This is a genomic window from Candidatus Vicinibacter affinis, from assembly GCA_016714365.1.
Classification (GTDB): Bacteria; Bacteroidota; Bacteroidia; order Chitinophagales; family Saprospiraceae; genus Vicinibacter; species Vicinibacter affinis.
In genome coordinates this window covers 1,867,063-1,891,946 of sequence record JADJNH010000005.1, presented here as the reverse complement: position 1 = coordinate 1,891,946, position 24,884 = coordinate 1,867,063, and the positions used below count along the sequence as shown (strand labels likewise).

Below are 24,884 nucleotides of genomic sequence, written 5' to 3'. Positions count from 1 at the left end.
TAAACCAATTTTGCTCAACATAATTTTTGAAGATAAAGACCTGCTCGTCCTCAACAAACCTGCCGGGCTTCCTTGCGAACCAGATGCAGCCAAAGCATTTGATAATCTTCAAGAGCAAATACTGAACTATTATATTTCATCAGGTCAAAAAGCAAAAAACCTGATCGCAGGACTGGCACATCGACTTGATCGTCAGACCAGTGGTTTGATGGTGGTATCAAAGAAACCTTCCATGTTAGTCAAACTAAATGAACTGTTTTTAGAAAACCAGGTACACAAAAACTATCTGGCAGTTGTGGAAGGTGATTTCAGGTTAAAAGAGATTCCTCAAAAACTATTTTTAAAAAAAAATCTAAAGAATTTTAGGGCTGAAATTTTTCCTTTCCCAAAAGCCGGTTATAAACCTATACTCACTCAATCAATTCATTTAGATTTTACAGACGGATTGAGTTTACTTGACATTAGTTTACTTACCGGCAGGTATCATCAGATAAGAGCTACTTTATCTTATTTGGGTCACCCTGTTTGGAATGATCAGCACTATCGAGGTTCGGTGCGATTAACAGAAAAGCGCATTGGCCTGCATGCCTGGAAAATTGAATTCATACACCCAATTTCAAATGAGTTGATGAAATTTACTTGTTTGCCGGTTAAAGAGGCCCCATGGACTAAATTCGAGCCTATTCTCAGTAGGCTTGAGGAGTAACGGATCCTGTTTAATTGCATTTTACACAAAATGATGGTCTCCAATGACCACTAAAATGCACCTGAAAAGGTCATAAAACTGTAAGCAAAACTCTGCCCAAGCCAAAAATGCCAAAATCACACATATTATATTTAAATACATATATATAAACTTAATTGATAATTAATTAAAGCCAATATTTTAAGCATTTTTATTAAAATTACTCAAAATTCATTTTACCGATAATCGGTTAAAACCTACCGTTAATCGGTTTACCTGAACACATTTAGTAGTCAGTAGTATCTTTATACCGTAATAAAAAATACTATTCTTCTATATATCCTCTTAGTAATCAATGGACGCATCCATAATACTATGAGAAACCCCTACAATCCACAGAGGATAGTCCTCTGTGGATTTCTTTATGAATTAGGTATCTAATCAGTTGCTGGTTGATTGTTTAGAGGGAATTTCAAATGTTTTATCTTTGAACTTTGGTACACAAAAACATAAAATCTGAATTGATCTGCAAGCAAAAATTCATGCTTTGGTTTTGCTCACTTTTTTTTTCAACCATTTTAGTTGTACACTTTCCACAATCGGCTTATGCCCAGGTGAGTCCTTATAAGAATTACACTGTCGCCGATGGGTTATTGTCCAATAAAGTATTTGCCATTTGCCAAGATTCCACGGGTTACATGTATTTTGCTACAGACAGGGGTGTCTCTGTTTTCAATGGCCATACTTTTAAAAACTTTACGGTTAAAGAAGGGATGCCTACCAATATAATTTATGGTCTTTATAAAGATAAATGGAATAGAGTATGGGCTCAAAACACTTCGGATCAGTTAATTGCATTTAAGGATGGAAAGATTGAAAAAAATTATCTTCTTGAAAGTGAATGTCGGCAATTAAATATTTTAGAAGGAAAATCTGGAATATATGTAATTGATAATCTTGGAATATTGTATAAAGAAATTAAAAACAAAATAGTAAAGATAGATTTTAATGAGTACTTAGAAAATAAAATTTTCAATAACTTCATTCCGTTAAATGATGATTTATGTCTAATTATTTCAAACGACAAACTAAGGCTATATTCTATTACTGAAAATGGTGATTTACTATTTTTAAATGACATCAGACCAAATAAATACAAATTATCAAATTATAAATCATTTTACGCTTATAAAACAAATAATTATATATATATGTATGCCAATGATGCAAATAAAATATTAATTATTTCTCTTAAATCAAATCAAATTATTTCAAGCATCAATTTAAATAAACTATTATCCGAAAACAACATCATCTATCTTCCAACAGTAAAGAATAACCAATTGTATATTGAAAGTTCTAATAAATATATTACTATTGACTCAAGTGCTATTGTAGAATCAAATTCATATAACACCCAAAGAAATATTGAGTACACAAGAAATTTTAAAGATAGAAATAACAACCTATGGATAGGCTCTAATTTTAGTGGTGTATTTTTGAACACTTTTAATAAAAATGAAATTAAAAGTAAATATTTAAATAATAAATATGGGAGATTCTGTAAAATAAATGGATACAAGAACAACATCTTTGTTGGCACAACAAAAGGCATACTATATAAATTTCAAAATAACGAGTTAATACAAATAGCAAATCTAGGTTTAGACCCAATCCACAGTATTGATATTAATGATTCATCTTTAATCGTTGCCAACACTCTAAATGTTTTTGAAATTCAGACAAAAACTGGCTTAATTAATAAAGATTATTTTTCAAAATTTAATAAATCTGAACAAAATAAGTTGATTTTTAATTACCCATTACAAAAAAATATCTGTAAATATATTTCTCGAGACAAAGACTACATATACATTTCAAGACTTAATGATTTTATTGCAATTAATAATTCATCAAATGAATTGCAATTTCATTTTTTATCAAACGGATTTACAAATCATATTTCCTCAACAAATAACCATGTTTACTTTTCAATAAATAATTCGTTATACGTTTTACATAAACCACTCAAAGGATCTGACAAGAAACAAATAAATATTCCAAATTCATTAATAATTACAGACTTAGATGTATTGGGAAATAATTTAATAATTAGTACAAACAATGATGACCTAATTCACTTCGACTCAAATTTAATTATTGATCAAAAAATCCAAACAAATACACGTATAAATAATTTATTCATAAATAATGAAAATAAAATTATTTTATCAACAATTAATGGAATCACCTTTTTAGACCCAAAAAATAAATTCTTAAACATTAATTCACTTTCCAGCCAAGACGGATTAAACGACCGTAATATTGTAGACATATATTCTAATTCAAATAAAATATATGCAATTTCGAATTCGTATTTTTCATCATTAATTTACACTAATTACAAAGCTGATCCATTTTTGAATTTGAAAATTAACTTGTGTCATAATTCTGATTGCTATTCAGGAAAAATAGTTTCAATATCAAGAAGTAACACAAGTTTCAAAATAATTCTTGAGCCTTTCGAATATAATAGTCTTGAACAAAAAAAATACCATTATTCCATAGAGGGACTACAAAACAACTGGAATTCAACAGCTAATCCAGAAATAAATTTCAACTTAAGCAAACCTGGCACTTATATCTTTAGATGCAAACTTGAAAATTACAAAGGGCAGATATCTCCGAATGAGTCTACCATGCAAATTATGATTTTGCCTAAATGGTATGAAACAGTGGTTGCAAGGATTCTGGGAATTATTTTTATGGTATCGCTATTGAGCGGCATCATACAATTCGTTCTTAAAAGAAAAAAGAAAACTGAGAAAGCAAAGCTATTGGCAGACATGCAAATTTCAGATGTAAAACTGGAGTCTTTAAGAGCACAAATGAATCCACATTTCGTTTTCAATGCAATGGGGTCCATACAGAATTTGATACAAAATGATCAAAAGGCTCTGGCTGATGAATACCTGAGCAGATTTTCAAAATTGTTGAGGCTTTATCTGGAATCTTCCAAAAATGAAGACATTCTGCTAAAAGATGAAATTCAATTAATAAGTAAATATCTGGAAATTGAAAAATTGCGATTTAAGAATAGGCTGGATTTCAGCATAGAGGTGCGCCCAAATGACCTGGACACCTCCACAATAAAAATCCCATCTCTGCTATTGCAACCAATTATTGAAAATGCCCTGGGACATGGGTTATTTCATAAAGAAAATGGTGGATTTATTTCTATCCTAATTGAAGAAAAAGCAGAAAAACTTAAAATCACCATTGAAGACAATGGAATCGGTAGAAAAAAAGCAGCCCAAATTAAAAGCCAAAAACCTGCTACGCACATTTCCAGGGGTCTAGAGATGATGTTTGACCGGATCAATCTGGTTAATAAAAAGGGCCATTTTTACGTTACTTTAGAGTACTTAGACTTGACAGAACAATCTAATCCTGTAGGAACCAGGGTGATATTAAATATAAAATAATGGAAACCGTAACAGCCATATTAGTTGACGATGAACAAGATGCACTGGCTATTCTGGAAGAAAAAATAACTAGCCTGTTTCCCAACATTCAAATTTTGGATAAAGTCCAAACTACCCGTGATGCTTATGTGCAGATTTTGTCAAAGCAGCCGGATTTAGTTTTTATGGATATTTCAATGCCCGGGGAGAGTGGTTTGGAATTGCTCAAAAGATTGCCCAAACACAATTTCGAATTGATATTTGTTACCAGTCTGGACCAGCATGCCATCGATGCCATCCGTTTGTGTGCAGTTGGGTTCATAGTAAAACCCATTAGCAATGCTGAGATCGTTCATGCCATTAATGCCGCCCTTGAAAAAGTCTACCTGAAATTTGAACACAACCGTATCCAGAATCTATTACGCAATTTATCGCTTCCCATTAGCCAAAATCACAACATTGCCATTTCAATGAAGGAGGGGGCACATTTTGTCAGAGTAGGCGACATTGTTCGGTGTGAGGGTTGGGCCGGGTATACCAAGGTGGTTTGTGCAAATGGCAAAACCTTGATCAGTTCCCAAAATATAGGGGAGTTCAAAAGTATGCTGGAAAAATATAATTTCTACGAGGTGCACAAATCTCATCTAATCAATGTAAAACTGATTGAATTTGTAGGTAGGAACGGAGAAGAAATAAGGCTTTATGACGGAACAACCATTCCAATCTCCAGAAGAATCAGAACGAATTTACTGGAAGTTATTTCAAAAAGGATAATTTGAAGTAGTTATATTTCAATCTTTATCGAATCAATTGCTTTCATATTACCTCCAAAGCAATTTGATAATAGTTGTTAACAGATCCAATTAATTTTGTTTTCAAATAATAACTCTCCTCCATAATTTTAAGGGCATGGAATTCATGATTCGGAACATTGAACTCATCAAAAAAGATAATATCCCCTTTATTTAGTACTGGATGAAGCGAACTTAATGAAAACAAAGTAGATGAAAACAAATCAGCATCAAATAGAATGACTTTCCTTTTTTTACTCAAAACTTCCCCCTCTCTTATGAACCCGGGGAGAGTTTCCTGGAAAAGCCCTTTGATAAATGTTGCGCGTGTGTCAGTTATTTCAGGAATATTTGCCATCAAGGTGCCTTTACCAAAAAAAACACCCCAATGTTCGGGTAGCCCTTCAAAAGTATCAAAGCCATAAAATTTACTTTCGAGATTTATATTTTCTCCTATCCACCATTTAAAGGAATGTCCTTCAAATACTCCAAACTCTAAATATAATATTTCATCCGAGTATAGGTTGTATTTTTTAGAGACGTAGTCATATAATTCAAATCTTTTTGAATAATCTCTTTTTGCTGTAAAAAAATCATCTAAAACGCCCTCAACTTTATTATGGCTAATCCATCTTGATAGCTTAATAAGATTAGCGGTAAAATAAAACGGCTTTTCTAAAAAACCAATTAACATATGAGGCCTAAGCCACAATATCAATCCCTTGATAAAAGCATTAATTTTTATTATAAAAGCGCCCATATTTAATTTCATTATTTAACAAAGGTATAAATTTCTATATGCTGTGCTGTTTACTAATGAGAAAATCGTCCTTATTATGGGTATTTAAATCAATTTGCGATTCAAATCCTCCTTCAATTTTACAAGTTTGGTTAACTTCGCCGAAGTATGATGTCCCGAAAAATTGAACAACTTTTAGAAAAAAACAAGGAGGCCCTTTTGGGCGGTGGTCAGAACCGAATTGATGCCCAGCATCAGAAAAAGAAACTCACCGCGCGAGAAAGAATTCATCTGCTGCTTGATCCCGGAAGTTTTGAAGAATTGGGGAAGCTGGTTACTCATAGATGTTCCGATTTTGGCATGGAGAACCAAATCTATTATGGAGATGGAGTAATTACCGGATATGGCTCTATAGAAAACCGATTGGTGTATGTATATGCACAGGACTTTACTGTATTTGGCGGATCTCTTTCTGAAACACATGCGGAAAAGATTTGTAAGATCATGGATATGGCCTTACGAAACGGAGCGCCGGTAATTGGGTTAAATGATTCCGGTGGTGCACGAATTCAGGAGGGCGTTCGATCTTTGGGTGGCTATGCCGACATATTCTATCGAAATGTCAGAACATCCGGGGTGATACCTCAAATTTCAGCCATTATGGGACCTTGTGCTGGTGGAGCTGTTTATTCACCTGCCATGACTGATTTTATCATCATGGTTGAACATACTTCCTACATGTTCGTAACCGGCCCAAACGTGGTTAAAACAGTAACCAATGAAGAAGTCAGCTCTGAAGAATTGGGTGGTGCACATACGCATGCTACAAAATCAGGAGTTACCCAACTTACTGCTGAGAATGATGTCGAATGCATTCTTAAAATACGCCGCCTGCTTGGTTATGTACCCCAAAATTGTGAAGAAAAACCTATCGACATACCTTATGTTCCATCCAATGAATTACTCGAAAACATAAGCGAACTGATCCCCAACAATGCCAACCAACCTTACGACATAAAAGATATTATTCATAAAATTGTCGATCATGAATCTTTCTTCGAAATTCATGATTTGTTTGCACAAAACATCGTCGTTGGATTTGCCAGACTTGCAGGAAAATCAATCGGCATTGTAGCGAATCAACCCATGGTACTGGCAGGTTGTCTGGATGTGAATGCCTCAAAAAAAGCAGCACGGTTTGTTAGATTTTGTGATTGCTTCAATATTCCTTTGCTTGTTTTGGAAGATGTGCCTGGGTTTTTACCCGGCACAGATCAGGAGTGGAATGGAATCATCAGTAATGGAGCCAAGCTCTTATATGCATTTAGTGAAGCTACTGTGCCAAGAATTACACTCATCACCCGGAAAGCATACGGAGGCGCCTACGATGTAATGAACTCCAAGCACATTGGTGCGGATTTTAATTTTGCATGGCCATCTGCTGAAATTGCAGTTATGGGTGCTAAAGGCGCCAGCGAAATTATCTTTAAAAAAGAAATAGACCAGTCCGATAATCCGGCAGCCACCATTCATGAGAAGGAATTGGAGTATGCTGAAAAATTTGCAAATCCCTATTCAGTTGCTTCAAGAGGATTTATTGATGAGGTCATACTTCCGGAAGACAGCCGAAGAAAACTCATCAGGGCATTTGCCTCTTTGGAAAACAAAGTAGATAAACTTCCCAGGAAAAAGCACGGAAATATTCCACTGTAACTAGTCTTTTACTATTGGTATTTATTTTCAATTTTCCTAAAATGAAATTCAGTATCTAAAGAAGACCAGCAAATTTTTGAAAGCAATTCTTCCAAACTGAATCAAAATTTCAAGAACATTTTGTTGTTAAAATTCGCAAATGTGGAACATTAAGGAGCAATATATATTTTAGAAAAGACAATTTTTATGATCAATATTCACTGTATTAAAAGTATAAAAATTACTGATTTTTATCAACTTGAAATTGCTGAAAAATTGCATCCGCAATTCTGATTCCATCCATAGCAGCAGACAAGATTCCACCGGCGTAGCCTGCTCCTTCACCTCCCGGATACAAACCATGGACCTGAGGATGCATGCATGTTTCTTTGTCTCTAGGTATTCGCACCGGGGCACTTGTTCTTGATTCACTGCCTACCACCACAGCTTCATCGCTTAAATATTGCGGCATTTTTTTTCCAAACTGTTGGAGACCTGTTCTCAAACGTTGATAAATATCCTTTGGAAATAATTGATCTACTCTTGAATTCAGGATCCCCGGAATATAGCTGCTGTCCGGCAAACTCTGACTTATCCTTCCTGTAAGAAAATCCTGTAATCTTTGTGCGGGCGCTTTCTGTGTTCCATCTCCGGCTTTAAAAAAATCACGCTCAATATTTTCTTGGAAATACATCCCCTGCAAAGGTCCATGTTTTGAAAAAGTGCTAAAATCCTTTTGATCGACAGAAGTAACCAATCCACTGTTGGCATATGGAGAATCTCTTCTTGACAAAGACATTCCATTGACTACAATTTCTCCCGGTGAGGTTGAGGCAGGAATGATCAATCCTCCGGGACACATACAAAAAGAAAAAACTCCCTTATCTCCTACCTGACATGCCAGGTTATAACTGGATGCCGGCAAGGTATCAGGCCTGGTCACACAGTGATATTGAATTTCATCAATTAATGATTGCGGATGCTCAATTCGAAATCCAACTGCAAATGGCTTTACTACAATGAAAACATTTTTCTCATGCAGTATTTTGTAAATGTCTCTGGCAGAATGTCCGGTTGCCAAAATTATTTGGTGGCATGGAATCATATCGGATCCCAACTTCAAACCCGTCACCTTATTTTCCTCTATCAATATATCGGTAAGTCTTGAATTAAATCTTACTTCGCCTCCATGTCTTTCGATCGTTTTTCGAATTTCAGAAATGATATCAGGCAATTTATTGGAACCTATATGAGGATGTACATCCACCAAAATATCCTCGCTGGCACCATGCGCAACCAATAATTGCAGAACATAATTTATGTCTCCTCTTTTGGTCGCTCTGGTATAAAGTTTTCCGTCAGAATAAGTTCCCGCCCCACCTTCACCGAAACAATAATTGGAATCTTCATTAACAATCCCAAACTGTTGAATGGCTTTCAAATCGCGTCTTCTATCTCTGACATCCTTTCCTCGCTCCAAAAGAATTGGCTTAATTCCATGACGGATCAGTTGCAATGCGGCAAAATATCCACATGGTCCTGCTCCAATTATATAAACTTCTTTGGTAGCTTTCAGTTCGTGGAACAAGTCCAATACATTTACTTTTTCAATCAATTCTCCCGCTTCGAAAATTTCTGCCTTAAGGACATACTCAACATTTTTCTGTCTCGCATCAATGTTTCGACGAATAATCCGATAATTAAAATCTTTTTCAAGATGTTTGGCACTAGCACTTTTAATGGCATCGCGAATAGCCGTCACATCCCGAATTTTGGAATGATGTATTGAAAAATCTACGGTAAAGGACATACTTACAGAATTGCCCTTCTTACTTTTACTAACTTTTCCAATAATGGCTCCATGTGATCAAGCTGGAGCATGTTGGCTCCATCTGATTTCGCCTGAGAAGGTCTTGGGTGGGTTTCGATAAAGAGTCCATCAACACCAACGGCCACTGCGGCTTTGGCAATTGTGGGGATCAAATCCGGACGTCCGCCTGTAACCCCAGAAAGTTGATTGGGCTGTTGGAGCGAATGGGTACAATCCATGATCACCGGCACACCGAATGCTTGCATCGTTGGTAATCCTCTGTAATCTACTATGAGATCATGGTATCCAAATGTAGTTCCGCGATCAGTCAACCAAACCGCATCATTACCACTTTGCCTCACTTTGTCAACAGCATGCTGCATGGCTTCAGGACTCATAAACTGTCCTTTCTTAACATTCACCACTTTACCGGTTCTGGCTGCTGCAACCAGCAAGGAAGTTTGCCTGCAAAGAAATGCAGGAATTTGGAGCACATCAACATATGCAGCCGCAAGTTCTGCTTCTTCATCTGTATGAATATCTGTTGTTACCGGAATTTGGTAATGGTTGCTTATGTATTTCAAAACCTCCAATCCTGTTAAGTCACCCTGGCCGGTAAACGAATCAATCCTTGATCGATTTGCCTTCCGATAAGAGGCTTTGAATATGTACGGCAATGAATAGTCTTTACATAGTTGAATCATACGCTCCGCTATTTCAGCACAGAGATCTTTTGATTCTACCACACATGGTCCGGCGATTAGAAAAAATTGTTCGGATTCCTTAAAGGAAATTTTATGAAGCGCATTCCAATTCATCATTGACATCAGTATTTAAGAATCCAGGAGTCCGGGTTAAATGACTTTTTTAATTCAGCTAATGTGACATGAAGGTCTTTAGACAAACAGTCAAACTTCACACCCACTCTATTAAATTCTCCAAAAGATTCCCGGTACACATTATAATTTTTATTTTTCACCCGCCTACTTAATCTTTCTGCATTGGCTTTAATTTTAAAGGAGCCTACAATTATCACACACTTTCTTCCTTTAATTTTGTCATCCAGTTCTTCAATATTATGATCCAAAATTTGGGCTTCGTGATTGAATTCTTCCTTACTCACTTGACTGCTTTCTTCTTCTGTTTGTATGGAAGAATTCAAGTTTGTTGAATCATTCGTCATAGCATTGAGAAGGGAAATACTATCCTGGTGTTTTTGCTTCAATTCAATACTTTCTCTTTGCGTTTCCAAAGACTTTTTTATAGGATCTTCCGCCATCACCTTTACAGGAGATTGCTGAATTGATTTGCGCGAAGGACACATTAAAAGAAAAAGAAAAACAATCCAAAGAATTCCAAGGAGATAGTACAACCATCTGAAATTGTTGCGCTCCTTTTGAGGCAGGGGTTTCACAGGTACTGAAACTTCAGGTAATGCCTGAAACTGATGCACCAACGGCGTTAGGCTTTTCCCCTCCATTCCAAAAAAGCGGTCGTGCAAATTTATTGAGGAAGGAAGAAAACTAATTTCACCGCTTGCATCTTGTCTCAAGGTGCCATATGGATCAAAAACAACTTGTTGATTTTTTTTTAATTCCGATACCAGGTGAAAGCTCAGTTGTCCTAAACCTTCTTCCAGGGCTTCCATGGAATAATCAGATTCTCTTTGTAAGTTTTCAAGCATTTGTTCGCCATCCAACTGATCGCCTGATATAAAGCTAACTTTTAGTTTTGATGGATAGATAACGCCCTTTTGATGATCCAGGTAGGCTTTCTCTTCATGCCCTTCCAATCTACCAATACCAGGTATCCCAATCCATTTGTATCGGTTCAAATGCCACAACAGCAAATAATTTATCTCAGGTTTCAAAGACAAAGTCCAGAATATTTAGCCTCTTACAGCAAAAAATGATCCCAAATTTACAGCAAGGACCAAGGAAAGTAAAATTAATGAAGAAGATTTAATTAATTCCTTATTATATACCCACTAATACATTAAACAATCTTGTTATATTATCAAAATTATTTAATATAATCATAAAAGTCCCTTTGCATATGGAACTATTGGATTACTCTCCCTTCTTTTTTCTTTTAATTTTGAACAGATCTACGACTTCTTTTTCTGTCATAAACTCATATTCTGTAAAGCTGGTGCTCACAAACTTCTTAACATCCTGATACTCCCGACTTCTTTTATCCTGATAAAAAGCCAATAGCTTTTGAATGTATTTCATGCTCATTCCTTCAACATCCTGGTTAAATGCTGAATTGTCGAAAATATTCATGTATGTGGCAAAAGTCTTGCTGATTTCGAAAAAGGAGAGATATTCCGGTTCGGTAAGGTTTTCGACTACATTTCCAAATTGCTGCAGTATGGCCAATCTAAGACATTCATTGTTAATCGACATCCCTTCATATTGAGCATAGAAGGCATTGACTGCGTCTATGGCATCTTCGTGTACAAAACCTTTGGTATGGATGGTTTCAAGGAGTTTGTAAAATTTAACCAGATCATCATTTTTACTTTTGTCCAGTAATTCATAAAACTTACTGTCTGCTTTAAGTCCAAATTTCGTACCTTCTTTGTAGCTCTTTTTAAGGAAATTAAAATATTGATTGGCAAATTGAGGATTGACGGTGCGGACCTCATTTATTGCAGAAGCCAGATACTGATTTTCCTTTTCTCCGAGATTAATAAAATTGGCCACTATTGCTAATAATTCAAGGAATTCCGATTCTTTGTAAAATTCCTTTTTAGAAACTAGCTCGTGAATTTCATTGATGTAATTTTCATGTTTGGATTTGAATGTGAGTCTGCTCCAAAGAAAATTTTTAAGAGATTCAAATTCAACCTTTAATTCTCCTACCGATTGTGGGAATACGCAAGTGAGAAAATTGTAATGAGCAAATTGCTTTTTATACCTTAAATAAAAGTTATGCCTTTCTTGAGTATCTCGAAATCTGTCCAATTTCATACTTTGCAAGAATGCCTTTACTTTTTTATTTTCTATTCTATCCAAAAGGGAAGCAATCCAAATATCACTGCTCAATGAAAAACCTAACTGTACAGTCTGCCCTATCCTTTGTTTGATCACATCAAAATTGGTAGAGTTTGCAATGGCAACTAAAACTTCTTTGAAATGCTCCTGAGGACGGCTGTATTTGACTTCGTCATTTATTTCTCCCCTAAGGACGCTATAACCCAAAATCCTGGGTAAAAACAAACCTTCAAAAAATGGATTGAGCAGAACTTTTTCCAATTCAAGAATTTGTAATGGGTGATCGTCCGCAACCTCTTGGTAAATTTCTGCAACCAAAGGCTCATAAGTTTCCTGAAGAGCTTTGTACAACTCCGGAGTCTCCTCTTCAAGATACGCTGCGAGTTCATCTGATCCCTGAATTACTTCGGCAACTGCCTGTAATCTCTCCTTGTAATCCATTTCTAGTTCCTGCATGGCAATTTCATTTATAGGTTTAATAACAAGACCCGGAAGATTTTACCACCTCCCAGGTCTAAATATATTTTTAATATTTATGTCTTTTAAAAATATTATTCTACTAACATGTAGAAGTTAAAAATATAAAATCAATAACACCTACAATACAAGAATATTATTCTTCAGCTTTCGCTTCTTCGTTATTTGCTGCGGCAGCATCCTCCGCAGTAGACTCAGATGCTTCATTAGATGATTCCTCTACAACTGTTTCTGCTACTTCTTCAACTACCTCAACTGGTTTGGCAGCTTTTGTTTTGGTTACCGCAGTCATAGATTTATGCAAATTCTCTATTTCAGATTTTCTAGTTTCGACTTTGATGTTGATCAAGCCTTCTTTCTTTTCGATCCAATCTTTATAAAGCTGATCTGCCTTTTCCTGATCAAAAGCACCTTTAGCTACCCCTTTGGATAAATGCTTTCTGTACATTACCCCTTTGTAACGAAGAATTGCTTTAACAGTGTCAGTAGGCTCGGCACCTTTCATCAACCATTCGAAAGCCTTGTCTCTGTCAATATCAATGGAGGCAGGAACGGAGATAGGATTGTAGAATCCTATTCTTTCAATAAATTTTCCATCTCTTGGAGATCGGGAATTTGCTACCACAATGTGGTAAAAAGGAGCCTTCTTACGACCCTTGCGCTGTAATCTGATTTTTACGGCCATTTATTAGATTTTTTAAATGTTAGACCATTACCCATTCACCCGGATTAACCGGCCATATGGGCTTTAGCGGCTGCAAAGTTAAAACTTTAATCGCATTCTATGTAAAAAGTTCGAAACAAAATTTTAAAAATCTGATTTTCAAGAACTTAAACGTTTTAAAACCCATCCCATTCCCTAAAATTCAATCCGTAATCTGAGGTTTATTCTCCTGGAGGTGAGATAATTTGGAATGGCAAATTGATAATTATAAACAGATTTAATCCATCGGACAGAAGCTTCATTTTTAACCTTTAATAGATTAAAAACTTCGACACTTACCCATGTTTTTTTTGAAAATCTCAAAACATGATGTGGCTTCTCAAGCCTCTTCCCCTCATCCCATAACAAAGCGGAAAAACCGATATCCACCCGATGATAAGGTTTAAACCTATAAGCATTGCGGTAGATTTCATTTTCTTCGCGAAATCCGTATGGGAGACCACTTGCAACCGTTGTCTGCATGTGCATTTTAAAATTCTTGTTTTTGGGTAGGTAGTCCTGAAAAAACAGACTGAGTGCAAAAAGTTGATCCGTGGGCCTGGGTACATCGGCAATTGTCTTGGGAGAGGCGGGATCGTCTGATTGTCTAAGATGCTGAACTCCATTCAAACTCTCTCTTGTCCTCAAAAAAGAAAGATTTACCCACGACTCAGCTCCGGATACAAATTCACCATTGATGCGATTGTCCCATCCTATGGCATAAGCTTGTGCATCGTTTAATCCTGAATATCGAATTCTGACATTGTCCAAATCATAACTGACCACATCCCAAAGTTTTTTATAATAAATCTCGGATATCCATCTGAACCTGGAAGTGCTCATTTTCGGCCACAAAAAATCCATTTTAAATCCACCGATCAAATGGAAAGATTTTTGGGCCTTCAAATCTGAATTGATATTTCCGTCAAGATCTCTCATTTCTCTAAAAAAAGAAACTTGAGGATACAACCCTGTTGATATCCAATATCTGATATTCTGAGTGGATCCCAAAGGCACAAATTCAAATTTCAATCTCGGACTCAATAAAAATTCATTATTGAGTTGATTGTAATGTGCCCTCAATCCGGGAGTAATATGCAAATGATTTTTGGAAGAGTATGCCCATTGGACAACATCTTGTAACCAAAATGCATATTTCTGATTGTTAAATTGGTTATTTGCACGAACAAATCTGTCCAGAATTATGGAATCACCCTGCAGAGGGATTGAGTATCCTGCTGAATCAATCCGTTCCCATTCCTTCAGTCTGTCATCAAAGGATTCGAAACGCACAGAACCGCCATATTGAATAAAGTGATTATTTCCGCTGGATAAATTATTCATTTGGTAGCCACCGCGCAATTCATGCAGTTGTACCCAATTATTCAAATAATTTCTCCCGTTCAAATGCTGTGTGCCTTCGCCCCAAAGTTTAACTTCTCTTCCATCCTGATCCTTTTCATCATTTTCAATTTCAACCAAACGGTAATAACCCAATATATCAAATTGTTCCGCTTCTTCACCTTGATATACGGAAGATATCCATTTAAAAAAATATGGATTTTTTACTCTTTTTGGAAAATAAAGTAAACTAACTCCTGTCATGGATTGATTAAAATAACTTTCTTCTTTTCCCTCATAAAATGTATTCAGTCGCAGCACAAAAAAGAAAGAACCCTTTGCCTGTGTGCTTGATTCCGGAATCAAACTAAACCGCGCTCTGTTGATATTTCCGATCCATGACAGTTGCCATGCAGGATTGAAGTCATAGCTTAAATAAGATTGAATATCTAAAAAATCAGGTTGATATTCACCCTTGATATCCTGTGAATTTAATAAATATTGATTGGTTTTGTAACGGGCACCAACCAGGTATTTTAGTCGTTTGTAATTGTGTTTTCTGGAATTAAATGCACTGCCTTCCAGATGTCCTGCAATACCCAAAAAACTTGCTGAGAAGCTGTATTTTAATGAATCCGGAATTTTGTATTTGATGTCTAAAACAGAAGACTGTTTGTCACCGTATCTGGCTTCAAATCCACCGGAGGAGAAACTCAATTCTCTGATTAAATCAGGATTTGGAAAAGACAATCCTTCTTGTTGCCCATTTCTAATGAGCTGAGGTCTAAATATTTCGAAGTCATTTACATAAACCAGGTTTTCATCATAGCTTCCTCCTCTTACACTGTATTGACTGGATAATTCCCCTCCCGCACTTGCGCGAACGCCCAGCCCAATGCTGGGTAGGATATTTTCAAATTGGCCTGAGACAGTTGGTAAGAGTTCAAACGAACTTCCTTTCTCACGTATGGTACCTGCATCTTCTGATTTGCGATCCCTGATGATGACCTCTTCTTGATCGATCATTTTTAAATTGAAATCCAAAGAAATCTTTCCCTCCCCTTTCCAATCTTTCAATACTTTTTCCTGAGGGTTATATCCTACTCTACTTACTTTAATGATGCAATTTTTCAGTGCGGGAATTTTCAATGAATATTTTCCTGTGGCATCCGTTTCTGTAAAATAGGACTGCTCCGGAACGAAGACAGTGGCAAATTCAAGACCCTGACCGGTATGCTCATCCCTGATCACACCACTTATAACGCCTTGCCCAATAACACAACAAAATGCAGAGAGCGCATAAAAAGCAAAAATCAGAAATTTACGGGTACATAAATTCATGTTCAGTTGAACGAATAAAATCACATTAAATTTTCTACTCCGATGAACTTCAGTTGTTCTATAGCTCTTTGCGGAGAAGCAGCTGAAAATACGGCATTCCCGGCAACCAAAACGTTGGCCCCTGCCTGCAGTATTTTTTCTGCATTTTGGAGTCCCACGCCACCATCCACTTCAATATCAATTTCAAGATTCCTGGCAATTATTTCATCTTTCAATTGCTTAATTTTTTCAAGTGAACGGTAAATAAATTTTTGTCCGCCAAAACCAGGGTTTACAGACATGATTATAACTAAATCCAATTCTTCCAGCACATCGTATAAAAAATTTACCGGGGTGTGTGGATTGATCGCAACTCCGGCCCTGGCACCAGTATTTCTAATTTCCTGCAAGGTTCTGTGCAGATGAGTGCAAGCCTCATAATGCACCGTAATTTGATCAGCACCTGCATCTCTAAATGCCTGGATGTATTTTTCAGGTTCACGAATCATGAGGTGCACATCCATGACCTTTGAACAAACTTTGCTGATGGCAGAAATCACCGGAAGTCCAAAGGAAATATTGGGTACAAATGATCCATCCATTACGTCAAGATGCAACCAATCAGCGTCACTGGCATTGATCATATTTATTTCATCTCCTATTCGAAGAAAGTCACAAGAAAGTAAGGAAGGAGATATAAGATGTGAAGGCATAAGCTAATTTGAGTTACAAAGATAGACCTATTATATATGCTTACAAAAGAACCAGGCATTTAATAATCAGGTTAAAAATCTAATTATTAAGTTTTCCACATAATATTTACACCTAATTTATATCTAGTGACAGATCTGATTCGTTAATGATTCTAAATCGTCCTTTACATTTTTTAATTACCCACGATCTTCCAATGGCAATGCCTAAAAAAATATCGATACTGTTGTTTGTTCTCCATTTGAGTTCAGCTGAAGCGCTTATTGCTCAAAAATACATTACTAGCCTTGGAGCCAGGCTTGGTGAAGAAACGGGTCTCAGCTTGCAACAAAAAATTGCACATGACTGGACCATTGAAGGCATCCTTCTCAGCAGCTGGCGAAATAAAGATCTAGGTCTAAAAGTACTCGCGGAAAAACATCACCCAATAATTGGGCGTAGATTTAACCTGTATTATGGAGGAGGAGTGCATTGGAATTATTTGAATGATTCCGCAAAAATTTACCCATCCGGACTATCCGGTATTGTAGGCGTAGAACTAAGTATTAGCAGATTAAATATTTCCTGGGATTTCTTACCATCCTTCAATATTTGGTATGGTGACAGTGACTTCACACCCAGTACCGCAGTAAGTCTGCGTTATATATTAATAAAAGAAAAAAAGAAAAAGCGTCACTGGAGACTATTTAAAAAACAAAATTGATTTCCGGGAATAATTTTGAATCTGGAGTTCGACTTGAAATACTGTATTCGAAATTAGCTGAATGGAATGATTGCCTCTGTTATATTTAATATATTGATTGCAGAATAACCCATATATTTGCAACAAAGCCAATCCTTTGAATTGTAGGTATCTGCTCTTATTACCTCTTTTCACTATTTGCAGAACCCTGTTTGCCCAATGTCCTGAGATTACTCAGACTACGGTAACACCTGCGTGCGCTCCTTCTTGTGAAATGTGCGAAGGAGAGTCCTTTACAGTTAATTTAAAAGGAGTCGATTTACCCAATGGCGGTAAAATTGAATATTATTTTAATGATGTTCCGGACTTTAATCCTTATCTCGGTCAAGGAACAAAAATAGGATCAGCTAACATTACTACCCCGGGAGGAAATTGCAGAATTTGTCCTGAATTGATCGGGTTTATGATTGACGCATGTGGGACAGAACAGTTGAATGAATTCATCGTCATTTGGACAGGATCCGGTTTCAATACCAGTAATTTAATTTTTGATTTTGATGCAAACAATAATGTAGGTGCTGGCAACGGAGACATTGGGACATCGTGTGGTATAGCTAGCGGCAATGCAGGTTTAATCGGAGGATGCATGGCCACCGCAGTAGGTGCTGGATTTAATTTACCGGGCAATGCAATTTGGGTAGTTTTTACCAGTGCAGGTGCCAATTATGCTTATGATTTTTCTTCTGTTTGCGGATTGGGTTTAAAAGTTTTTGTTAGTTCAAGTGCCTGTTCACGATCGATTGGTGGCTTTTCAAATTTTACCTCTACCGGAATCAGAACGCAAACATTTTCTGTGAATGGATGTGCCTGTGGAAATACCATCATGTATGACACAGACGATCCATCGCTCATGGGAAACGGAGATGCATGGGCAGGAGGTATAACAAATGGTGGTTGTGCTGCGTCTGTCAGTGGTGCAGGAAATTATGTGCCGGCGATCAGCGTAATTGATCCATTTACTTATGTGATTCCTAAATCCTGGTGTGACAAAACTTATGAAATAGTTGGAATCATAAATCCAAAACCAGATCCAATGTGCTGTATGGAAGAGTTTACGGAACGATTTGAAATTACTGTAAAATGTCCAAAAGCAAAACAATCGGCACTTGAAGCCTGCGAATTTGGAAATGGATTGGCAATTTTTAATCTTGAGGATGCGGACATGGATGTACTGGATGGAAGTTCTGGTACAGTAGAATATTTTAGAGACGCTGCAGGTACTATTTCCATTACATCTCCTTATACTTCTGCAACTGGCACTGTGTATGCCCGTGTGGTCGATGGCCGATGTAAATCATCTCCGGTGCCAATCAAATTAACCGTGGTTCAGATGCCATTTGCAAGAACTGCATCAGATACTTTATGTGAAGAACTTTTTGGGATTGCCACTTTTCCATTAATTGATTTGATCACCATTATCAAAGGTTCTAATCCAGGAGCTAAGGTCACTTTTTATGAAGATCTCACACTTACAACTCAAATATTTCCACCCTATGCCACCACCACCATCACCATTTACGCAGTAACTTCTAATGGTGATTGCACCTCCAATCCTGTACCCATCAATTTGATTGTTCGTCCCTCTCCCACATCACGAAAAGCGGGTGACACCATTTGTGATCTGGGTGATGGAACCGGTATATTTAATCTTTCCAAATTAGACAGTGTAGTTTCAGGTGGAATCAAAGTTGACAGCGTTCGATATTTTGAAGACAGCCTGACTACTGTCATGATTAAAAGTCCATACCGTACTTCTTCAAAAACCATTTACGCAATTGTATATGAAAAAGGATGTACCTCTAAGCTTGCAGAAATTTCTTTAAAGGTTTTGAAGTTTAATGCCGTTCCTTTAATCATTGATAAGATGTGTGAGGATGGGAATGGCAATGCTGAATTTGATTTAATAAATGTTGTTCAAATTTTGCAAAATGGGAATCCATCCATTAAAATCGAGTTCTTTGCAGACAGTCTTGCTCAAAAACTAATTCAACCTCCCCTATCAATCTCTCGTAAGGATACCATATATGCCTATGCGAGTAAGGATGCATGCCTTTCAAATCTTGTACAGATAATTCTTGAACCCATTTCAAGACCCAAAGCTTTTCCTGTTGAGTTGGTGAAATGTGCAGATTCCAGCGGAAAGGCAATTTTTAATTTAGATGACATCCGAAATCTGGTGAATGGTGGCAACGGATTGTTTGTTGGATTTTCAGAAGACAGCTTGTTAAAGAAACTGGTCCGGTCACCGTATGTATCAGCAGACGACACCTTATATGGTTTTACATTAGACGGAAACTGCTTTTCAAAACCGGTGTTAGTTGTGCTGAAAGCAAATCCTACTCCACAGTTTAATCATCAAAATGACACCACAGCATGTGGATATTTCATACTTGATCAAATCAATGGGAACCGTCTCTCTGGCAATGAAGTATATTCCACAGGTGAACGAGGTTCAGGTAAAATTTATAAAGCAAATGATACTTTATTTCAATCTGAAAAAATCTATTTGTACGATGTTAATTCAGGTTGCGAGGCAGAAGACAGTTTTAATATTTTGCTTTCAACTCCTGTTGATGCCGGACAGGATTATACCGGATCAGTTTGCCAGGGTAATATTTTAGATCTTAATACTTTGTTGGCAGGAGCTACCCCGGGAGGAATTTTTATCGACCGAGGAAATACCAATACATTGGTTGGATCTAATTTTAACTCCACCAACCAAAATGGCAAGACATTTAATTTCACCTATCTTTTGAGTGCTCAGGCTCCATGTCCAAATGACAGTTCAGAAATATTTATTGAAGTGGTTAATGCGCTTTCAGCAGGTCTTGATTCTTCTGTAACCATCTGCGAAAATGAATTGCTGAATTTGGATAGTCTGAGGCGTAATTTTAATTCAGGCGGCATTTGGAGAGATACTTCAACTACAGGGGCCTTCACAAATTCAATTTGGAATTCATCAAAGTCCGGTCCCGGCATGTTTGAAATTATATATGAGACGGGAGATGGAAAAGTTTGCCCAAAAGATTTTGCCGCTTTTAGTATTACCGTAAATCCAGGAATTGAAATTGATCCTTTGACCGAACTTATCAATTGCTCCTACTATGTACTTCCGGTTATCAATGGTAAAAACATTCCTTCGGATGCCTCCTATTACACCGGTCCAAATGGCACGGGACAAAAATTCAATTCTGGAGATACTATACGATTTTCTACAAACTTGTTTGCCTATGCTAAAAATCAGGATGCCTGCAACGACGAAAAACCGGTAGTAGTGACCATCGATCCATTGCCTGAAACTAATTTTACCCAAAGCAATTTATGTGCAGGCGATTCTTTATTGATTGGTGGCAATGTATACAACATCAATCGACCAAAAGGTCGGGAGATTTTAAAATCTGTACTGCAAACTAATTGCGATTCAATCGTCAACATTGACCTTTCTTTCCGCCCTGTTATAAACACAAAAATCTCCCTTAATTTATGTGAAGGAGATTTTATAGTCGTAAATAATACACGTTATGATCAATTGCATCCAAAAGGTCGCGAAGTCTTAACAGCAGCCTCATCCGAGGGTTGTGACAGTATAATCGACTTGGAACTTCAGTATTTCAAAAGTCCTCAGACGGATTATTCCGTTGGCATCTGCCCTGGAACAAGATTAACCATTAATGGCAGTGTGTATGATGAAAACCGGCTTGAAGGAATTGATACATTGATAGCCGCTGCACAAAATGGATGTGACAGTCTGGTACATACTAAATTGGTTTTATTACCAGTGTCCTCATTTGTTTTTAGAAGAAATTTATGTTTTGGGGATTTCATTTTAATAAATGGAATTAGATTTGACCAAAACAATCCGGGACTTAAAGAAACTCTTAAAGCTGCCTCTTTTTATGGATGTGACAGCACTGTGGACATTCAAATCAGCTTTTATCCGGAATCGGTTTTTGATTTACAAAAGACCTTGTGCAATGGCCAATCTATTACTGTAAATGGTAAAACTTACAACCAGTCAAATCCACGAGGACTTGAACTAATCAAAGGTGCCGGACAAAACGGTTGTGATTCAACAGTTCGAATTGATCTTACATTTCGGTCCGAGATCAAAGAAATAATTCGCACGGATTTATGTCAAGGGGATACTTTGAAAATAGGTAACCGAAAATATTATGATAATAATCTAGTGAGTCTGGATACCTTATTCGGTGGGGCACAGGGCGGATGCGACAGTATTGTGGATGTGCAGGTCAATTTAATCAATACACCAAATGGTCGATTGGATACCACATTATGTATAGGTGAGAGCATTCTAATAAATGGAACTCTTTATAATGAAAGTAACCGAAATGGGTTTGAAAAAATTAAAGTTCCCAATGGAACTGGTTGCGATTCACTGGTAGAAATCAGTCTTAACTACCAGGAATTAAAGGTTGACTACATCCAGGTTTATCAAATCAACTCAGGGGAGAAAGTAAGCTTTCTTGTCAATCCAGATTTTATTCCATCACAAGTTCAATGGTTTCCATCCACCGGCTTGACATGTTCAGATTGCTTAAATCCGGTGGCCTCTCCCTCAATCTCCACTGATTATACTTTGGTTTTGACAGACGAAAATGGTTGCCAGATAAGTCTTTCAATTAAAGTTATCATACAAAGTGATACTGATATTTTTACACCTACCGGATTTTCACCTAATGGAGATCAGGTAAACGATCGATTTAAAATATTTGGGAAGAACCCCAATTTGACCATTGAAAAATTAAACATATTCGACCGGTGGGGTGAATTGATTTATGAAGAAAATAATGTTTCTATTGGTTCTCAAATTGGCTGGGACGGCACCTTCAAGGGGCTTCCGCTGAATCCAGGGACGTTTGTTTTTTACCTCAAAATCAAAGAATCCGGACGAACAATTTATGGCGATATTAATCTGGTCAGATAAATTATAAAAGGCAAGAGCACTTTTATTGATGTTTAAATCCGCCTACTTTTCTACATTTTTTTTGAATCGGTAAGTTTGGATATGTAGGAAAGTCCGGAGATTTTTTTTTGCAAAAAAAGAAATCCGGCTGGTACTCCGCAATAAATATCAGACAATCCTTTTTGCATTTTAAGGTTTTTCTTACATTTGTTGCACACACACCTTAACACCTATGAGACCTTTCATTATCGGCATCGCCGTTATTTATTGCCTTTTTTGGAATACCTTAAACGCCCAGGAAGATGCAATTTTTGAACCTGAACCCAGTTGGAGCAAGGAAGAGGAAGTTAATTTATGGAGTGAAGAGATTCCAGAATCCTTGACATTTGCAGATCTGGTTAAAAATCCAATACAGGTTTCAGGCTGTACCATTGAAAATCTTGCATCCATTTCATGGCTGACCAGTCAGGAAAAAAAATCACTCATTGAATATTTCGATCATCACAGTCCACTCAGTTCACTATTGGAGATTCAAAGCATACCTGGTATTGGTATTGAAAAAGTCAGGCTGCTCATAAAGGTCTTTAGTTTAGAGAGCCGGCCAAAATTAAATTCATTTTGGAATTCACATTTCCTGGATGGTAAATCACAGCTTACCTTAAGATGGGGTAAATCGGTCAGCACTACCGAAGATGAAACCTCAAACAATTCATCTGACAAAAGCTATTTGGGTTCACAAGACAAGTTGTTTTTTAGATTGCGGCATTCGAGGTCAGGGTATTTTTCATATGGGCTGTTGGCTGAAAAAGATGCAGGTGAAGTCCTTTGGTCGAAATCGAAAAAATCGGGAGTTGATTATCTTTCAGGACATATTTTTTTGGAAAGAATTACTCCGCGGTTAGAAAAAATTGCCCTTGGAGATTACCGTTATAGAATTGGGCAAGGACTCATTTTAGACAATGCATTTCAACCAACAGGGACTTCAGAATATGGATCTATGGTAAAACCTGCTGAGTATTTAGGTCCTTATAACTCAGTGCAGGAAAATCAAATGCTGCGAGGCATTGCCCTTCAATTAAGGCTCAGCAGATATGTCAGTTCGAGTCTATTTTTCTCAAAAACAAAAGTCGATGCCAATTTATCGAATCCGGATTCACTTGAAAAATCAGGCTATACGAATTCGTACACAAGTATTCTCTCCTCCGGATTACATCGGAATAAAGCAGAATTATCAGATCATAACGCCCTGGATATTTTACAATCCGGGGTATCTATGAATTTTCGTCACAGCATGGGGAACATTGGTTTTGCTGGTGTCTACAGTAGACTGGGAAAAGATAAACTCAGGAATGGGAGTCCCTATCAATTGTACCAACAGAGAAGCGCAGAACAATTACATTTCACAGGCTACTATCAACATCAGATAAGAAACATTTTGTTATTTGGCGAGACTGCCACAGATCTAAAATTGGGATTCGCCACTTTAAATGGCCTTTTGATTGGCTTGGCCAAAAAGGCGGATGCAGTTTTTATATTCCGCAAATTCAGTCCTACATTCAATGCATTCCAAAGTCAAACTATATCGGTGACCGGCAAGAGTCAAAATGAAACTGGTCTGTTCACCGGAATAAATCTAATGGTGAATAAAGAGCTTCAATGCAATATTCACTTTGAAAATTGGAATGTTCCCTGGTTAAAATATACATCAGATCTCCCCTCCGATGGTAAAGAATGGGCAGCACGATTACAATATGTCAAACGTAAAAAGTGGTTTAGCTATGCTCAATTCAGTATGAGAGAACGTCAGGAAAATCAAATACAAGGAAAGGAAAATACATTGGTTACCGTAAAAAATCAAAATTTCAGAATTCATCTTGAGCAGAAAATCAGCAGCGATTGGACCTGGAGATCCAGACTTGAATGGCACACATTTTGCAAAAACAATTCCGAAGATCAGGGTGTGATGATTTATGTTGACCTGCTGTACAAGAGCCTGGGACAGGCCTTTTCAGGAAATATCAGATGGTGTATATTTGATACTGATTCTTACAACAGTAGAATTTATGCTTACGAAAACGATGTCTTGTATGCATATTCGGTACCTTCCAATTCTGGAAAAGGAAGCATGTGCTACTTGAATTTAAAGTATAAATCGGAAAAGAATTTTTCAATTGAAGTCCGACTCTCGTACAGAATGCAACACCAAAACTCGCCATTATCCGGGTCCTTAAAATCAGATTTAGCTCCCGTCCAGAAAGGAATTCGTATGCAATTGAATTATTCATTTTGACAAATCAAATGAATACGAATGCACATCCATCACTAAATTTGGAAAACTAAAAACTTAAATAACTCTTTTCTGCCGGGCAGTATCAACTAAAAAAAATGAAATAGCTTATCAATTGACATGCTTAATAATCATTACAAGACAACAGAATTGAAATATTTGCATCAATTAACAATAATTTTTAAAAAAACAAGTCATT

General features: G+C 36.9%; 15 protein-coding genes. 7 read left to right on the top strand and 8 right to left on the bottom strand.

What is annotated here, in order from left to right; genetic code table 11:
- Nucleotides 1–10: 10 nt before the first annotated feature.
- From IPJ53_07480 to IPJ53_07470, 3 genes are all read left to right on the top strand, one after another.
- Complete coding sequence (locus IPJ53_07480) at nucleotides 11–706, top strand: RluA family pseudouridine synthase (GenBank protein MBK7798936.1); 696 nt, start codon at nucleotides 11–13, stop codon at nucleotides 704–706.
- 521 nt (nucleotides 707–1,227) lie between these two features.
- Complete coding sequence (locus IPJ53_07475) at nucleotides 1,228–4,170, top strand: histidine kinase (GenBank protein ID MBK7798935.1); 2,943 nt, start codon at nucleotides 1,228–1,230, stop codon at nucleotides 4,168–4,170.
- A complete protein-coding gene (locus IPJ53_07470) occupies nucleotides 4,170–4,928 on the top strand; it encodes a response regulator transcription factor (protein ID MBK7798934.1) in 759 nt (252 codons plus the stop codon). The genes IPJ53_07475 and IPJ53_07470 overlap by 1 nt, the downstream gene beginning before the upstream one ends.
- A gap of 37 nt (nucleotides 4,929–4,965) precedes the next feature.
- Here the strand turns inward: IPJ53_07470 and IPJ53_07465 are convergent, their stop codons facing one another.
- Complete coding sequence (locus IPJ53_07465; protein MBK7798933.1) at nucleotides 4,966–5,712, bottom strand: hypothetical protein; 747 nt, start codon at nucleotides 5,710–5,712, stop codon at nucleotides 4,966–4,968.
- Between the two features lie 138 nt (nucleotides 5,713–5,850).
- Between IPJ53_07465 and IPJ53_07460 the strand changes: the two genes are divergently transcribed.
- The gene (locus tag IPJ53_07460) at nucleotides 5,851–7,392 is read left to right on the top strand and encodes an acyl-CoA carboxylase subunit beta (protein ID MBK7798932.1); all 1,542 of its coding nucleotides are present in this window, start codon (nucleotides 5,851–5,853) and stop codon (nucleotides 7,390–7,392) included.
- Between the two features lie 220 nt (nucleotides 7,393–7,612).
- Here the strand turns inward: IPJ53_07460 and IPJ53_07455 are convergent, their stop codons facing one another.
- From IPJ53_07455 to IPJ53_07425, 7 genes are all read right to left on the bottom strand, one after another.
- Nucleotides 7,613–9,181 carry an FAD-dependent oxidoreductase gene (locus IPJ53_07455; GenBank protein MBK7798931.1) on the bottom strand — a complete coding sequence of 523 codons (1,569 nt, stop codon included), beginning with the start codon at nucleotides 9,179–9,181 and terminating at the stop codon, nucleotides 7,613–7,615.
- A gap of 2 nt (nucleotides 9,182–9,183) precedes the next feature.
- Nucleotides 9,184–9,999, bottom strand: coding sequence for a 3-deoxy-8-phosphooctulonate synthase (kdsA, locus tag IPJ53_07450; GenBank protein ID MBK7798930.1), 816 nt, complete (start codon nucleotides 9,997–9,999; stop codon nucleotides 9,184–9,186).
- Between the two features lie 8 nt (nucleotides 10,000–10,007).
- The gene (locus tag IPJ53_07445) at nucleotides 10,008–11,057 is read right to left on the bottom strand and encodes a hypothetical protein (GenBank protein MBK7798929.1); all 1,050 of its coding nucleotides are present in this window, start codon (nucleotides 11,055–11,057) and stop codon (nucleotides 10,008–10,010) included.
- A 193-nt stretch (nucleotides 11,058–11,250) separates the two neighbouring features.
- The gene (locus IPJ53_07440; protein MBK7798928.1) at nucleotides 11,251–12,636 is read right to left on the bottom strand and encodes a hypothetical protein; all 1,386 of its coding nucleotides are present in this window, start codon (nucleotides 12,634–12,636) and stop codon (nucleotides 11,251–11,253) included.
- Nucleotides 12,637–12,793: 157 nt separating this feature from the next.
- A complete protein-coding gene (rpsP, locus tag IPJ53_07435) occupies nucleotides 12,794–13,342 on the bottom strand; it encodes a 30S ribosomal protein S16 (protein ID MBK7798927.1) in 549 nt (182 codons plus the stop codon).
- Nucleotides 13,343–13,516: 174 nt separating this feature from the next.
- Entirely contained in the window at nucleotides 13,517–16,042 is a 2,526-nt protein-coding gene (locus IPJ53_07430; GenBank protein MBK7798926.1) for a TonB-dependent receptor, read from the bottom strand.
- A gap of 20 nt (nucleotides 16,043–16,062) precedes the next feature.
- Nucleotides 16,063–16,734 (bottom strand): ribulose-phosphate 3-epimerase, encoded by a 672-nt coding sequence (locus tag IPJ53_07425; protein ID MBK7798925.1) that lies wholly within the window; start codon nucleotides 16,732–16,734, stop codon nucleotides 16,063–16,065.
- Between the two features lie 224 nt (nucleotides 16,735–16,958).
- Here IPJ53_07425 and IPJ53_07420 point away from each other — a divergent pair, with 224 nt between their 5' ends.
- The 3 genes from IPJ53_07420 (at nucleotide 16,959) to IPJ53_07410 (ending at nucleotide 24,688) form a co-directional block, all read left to right on the top strand.
- Nucleotides 16,959–17,435 (top strand): hypothetical protein, encoded by a 477-nt coding sequence (locus IPJ53_07420; protein MBK7798924.1) that lies wholly within the window; start codon nucleotides 16,959–16,961, stop codon nucleotides 17,433–17,435.
- 97 nt (nucleotides 17,436–17,532) lie between these two features.
- Nucleotides 17,533–22,419 carry a gliding motility-associated C-terminal domain-containing protein gene (locus IPJ53_07415; protein MBK7798923.1) on the top strand — a complete coding sequence of 1,629 codons (4,887 nt, stop codon included), beginning with the start codon at nucleotides 17,533–17,535 and terminating at the stop codon, nucleotides 22,417–22,419.
- A 211-nt stretch (nucleotides 22,420–22,630) separates the two neighbouring features.
- Nucleotides 22,631–24,688, top strand: coding sequence for a hypothetical protein (locus tag IPJ53_07410; protein MBK7798922.1), 2,058 nt, complete (start codon nucleotides 22,631–22,633; stop codon nucleotides 24,686–24,688).
- The last annotated feature ends 196 nt before the right edge of the window (nucleotides 24,689–24,884 follow it).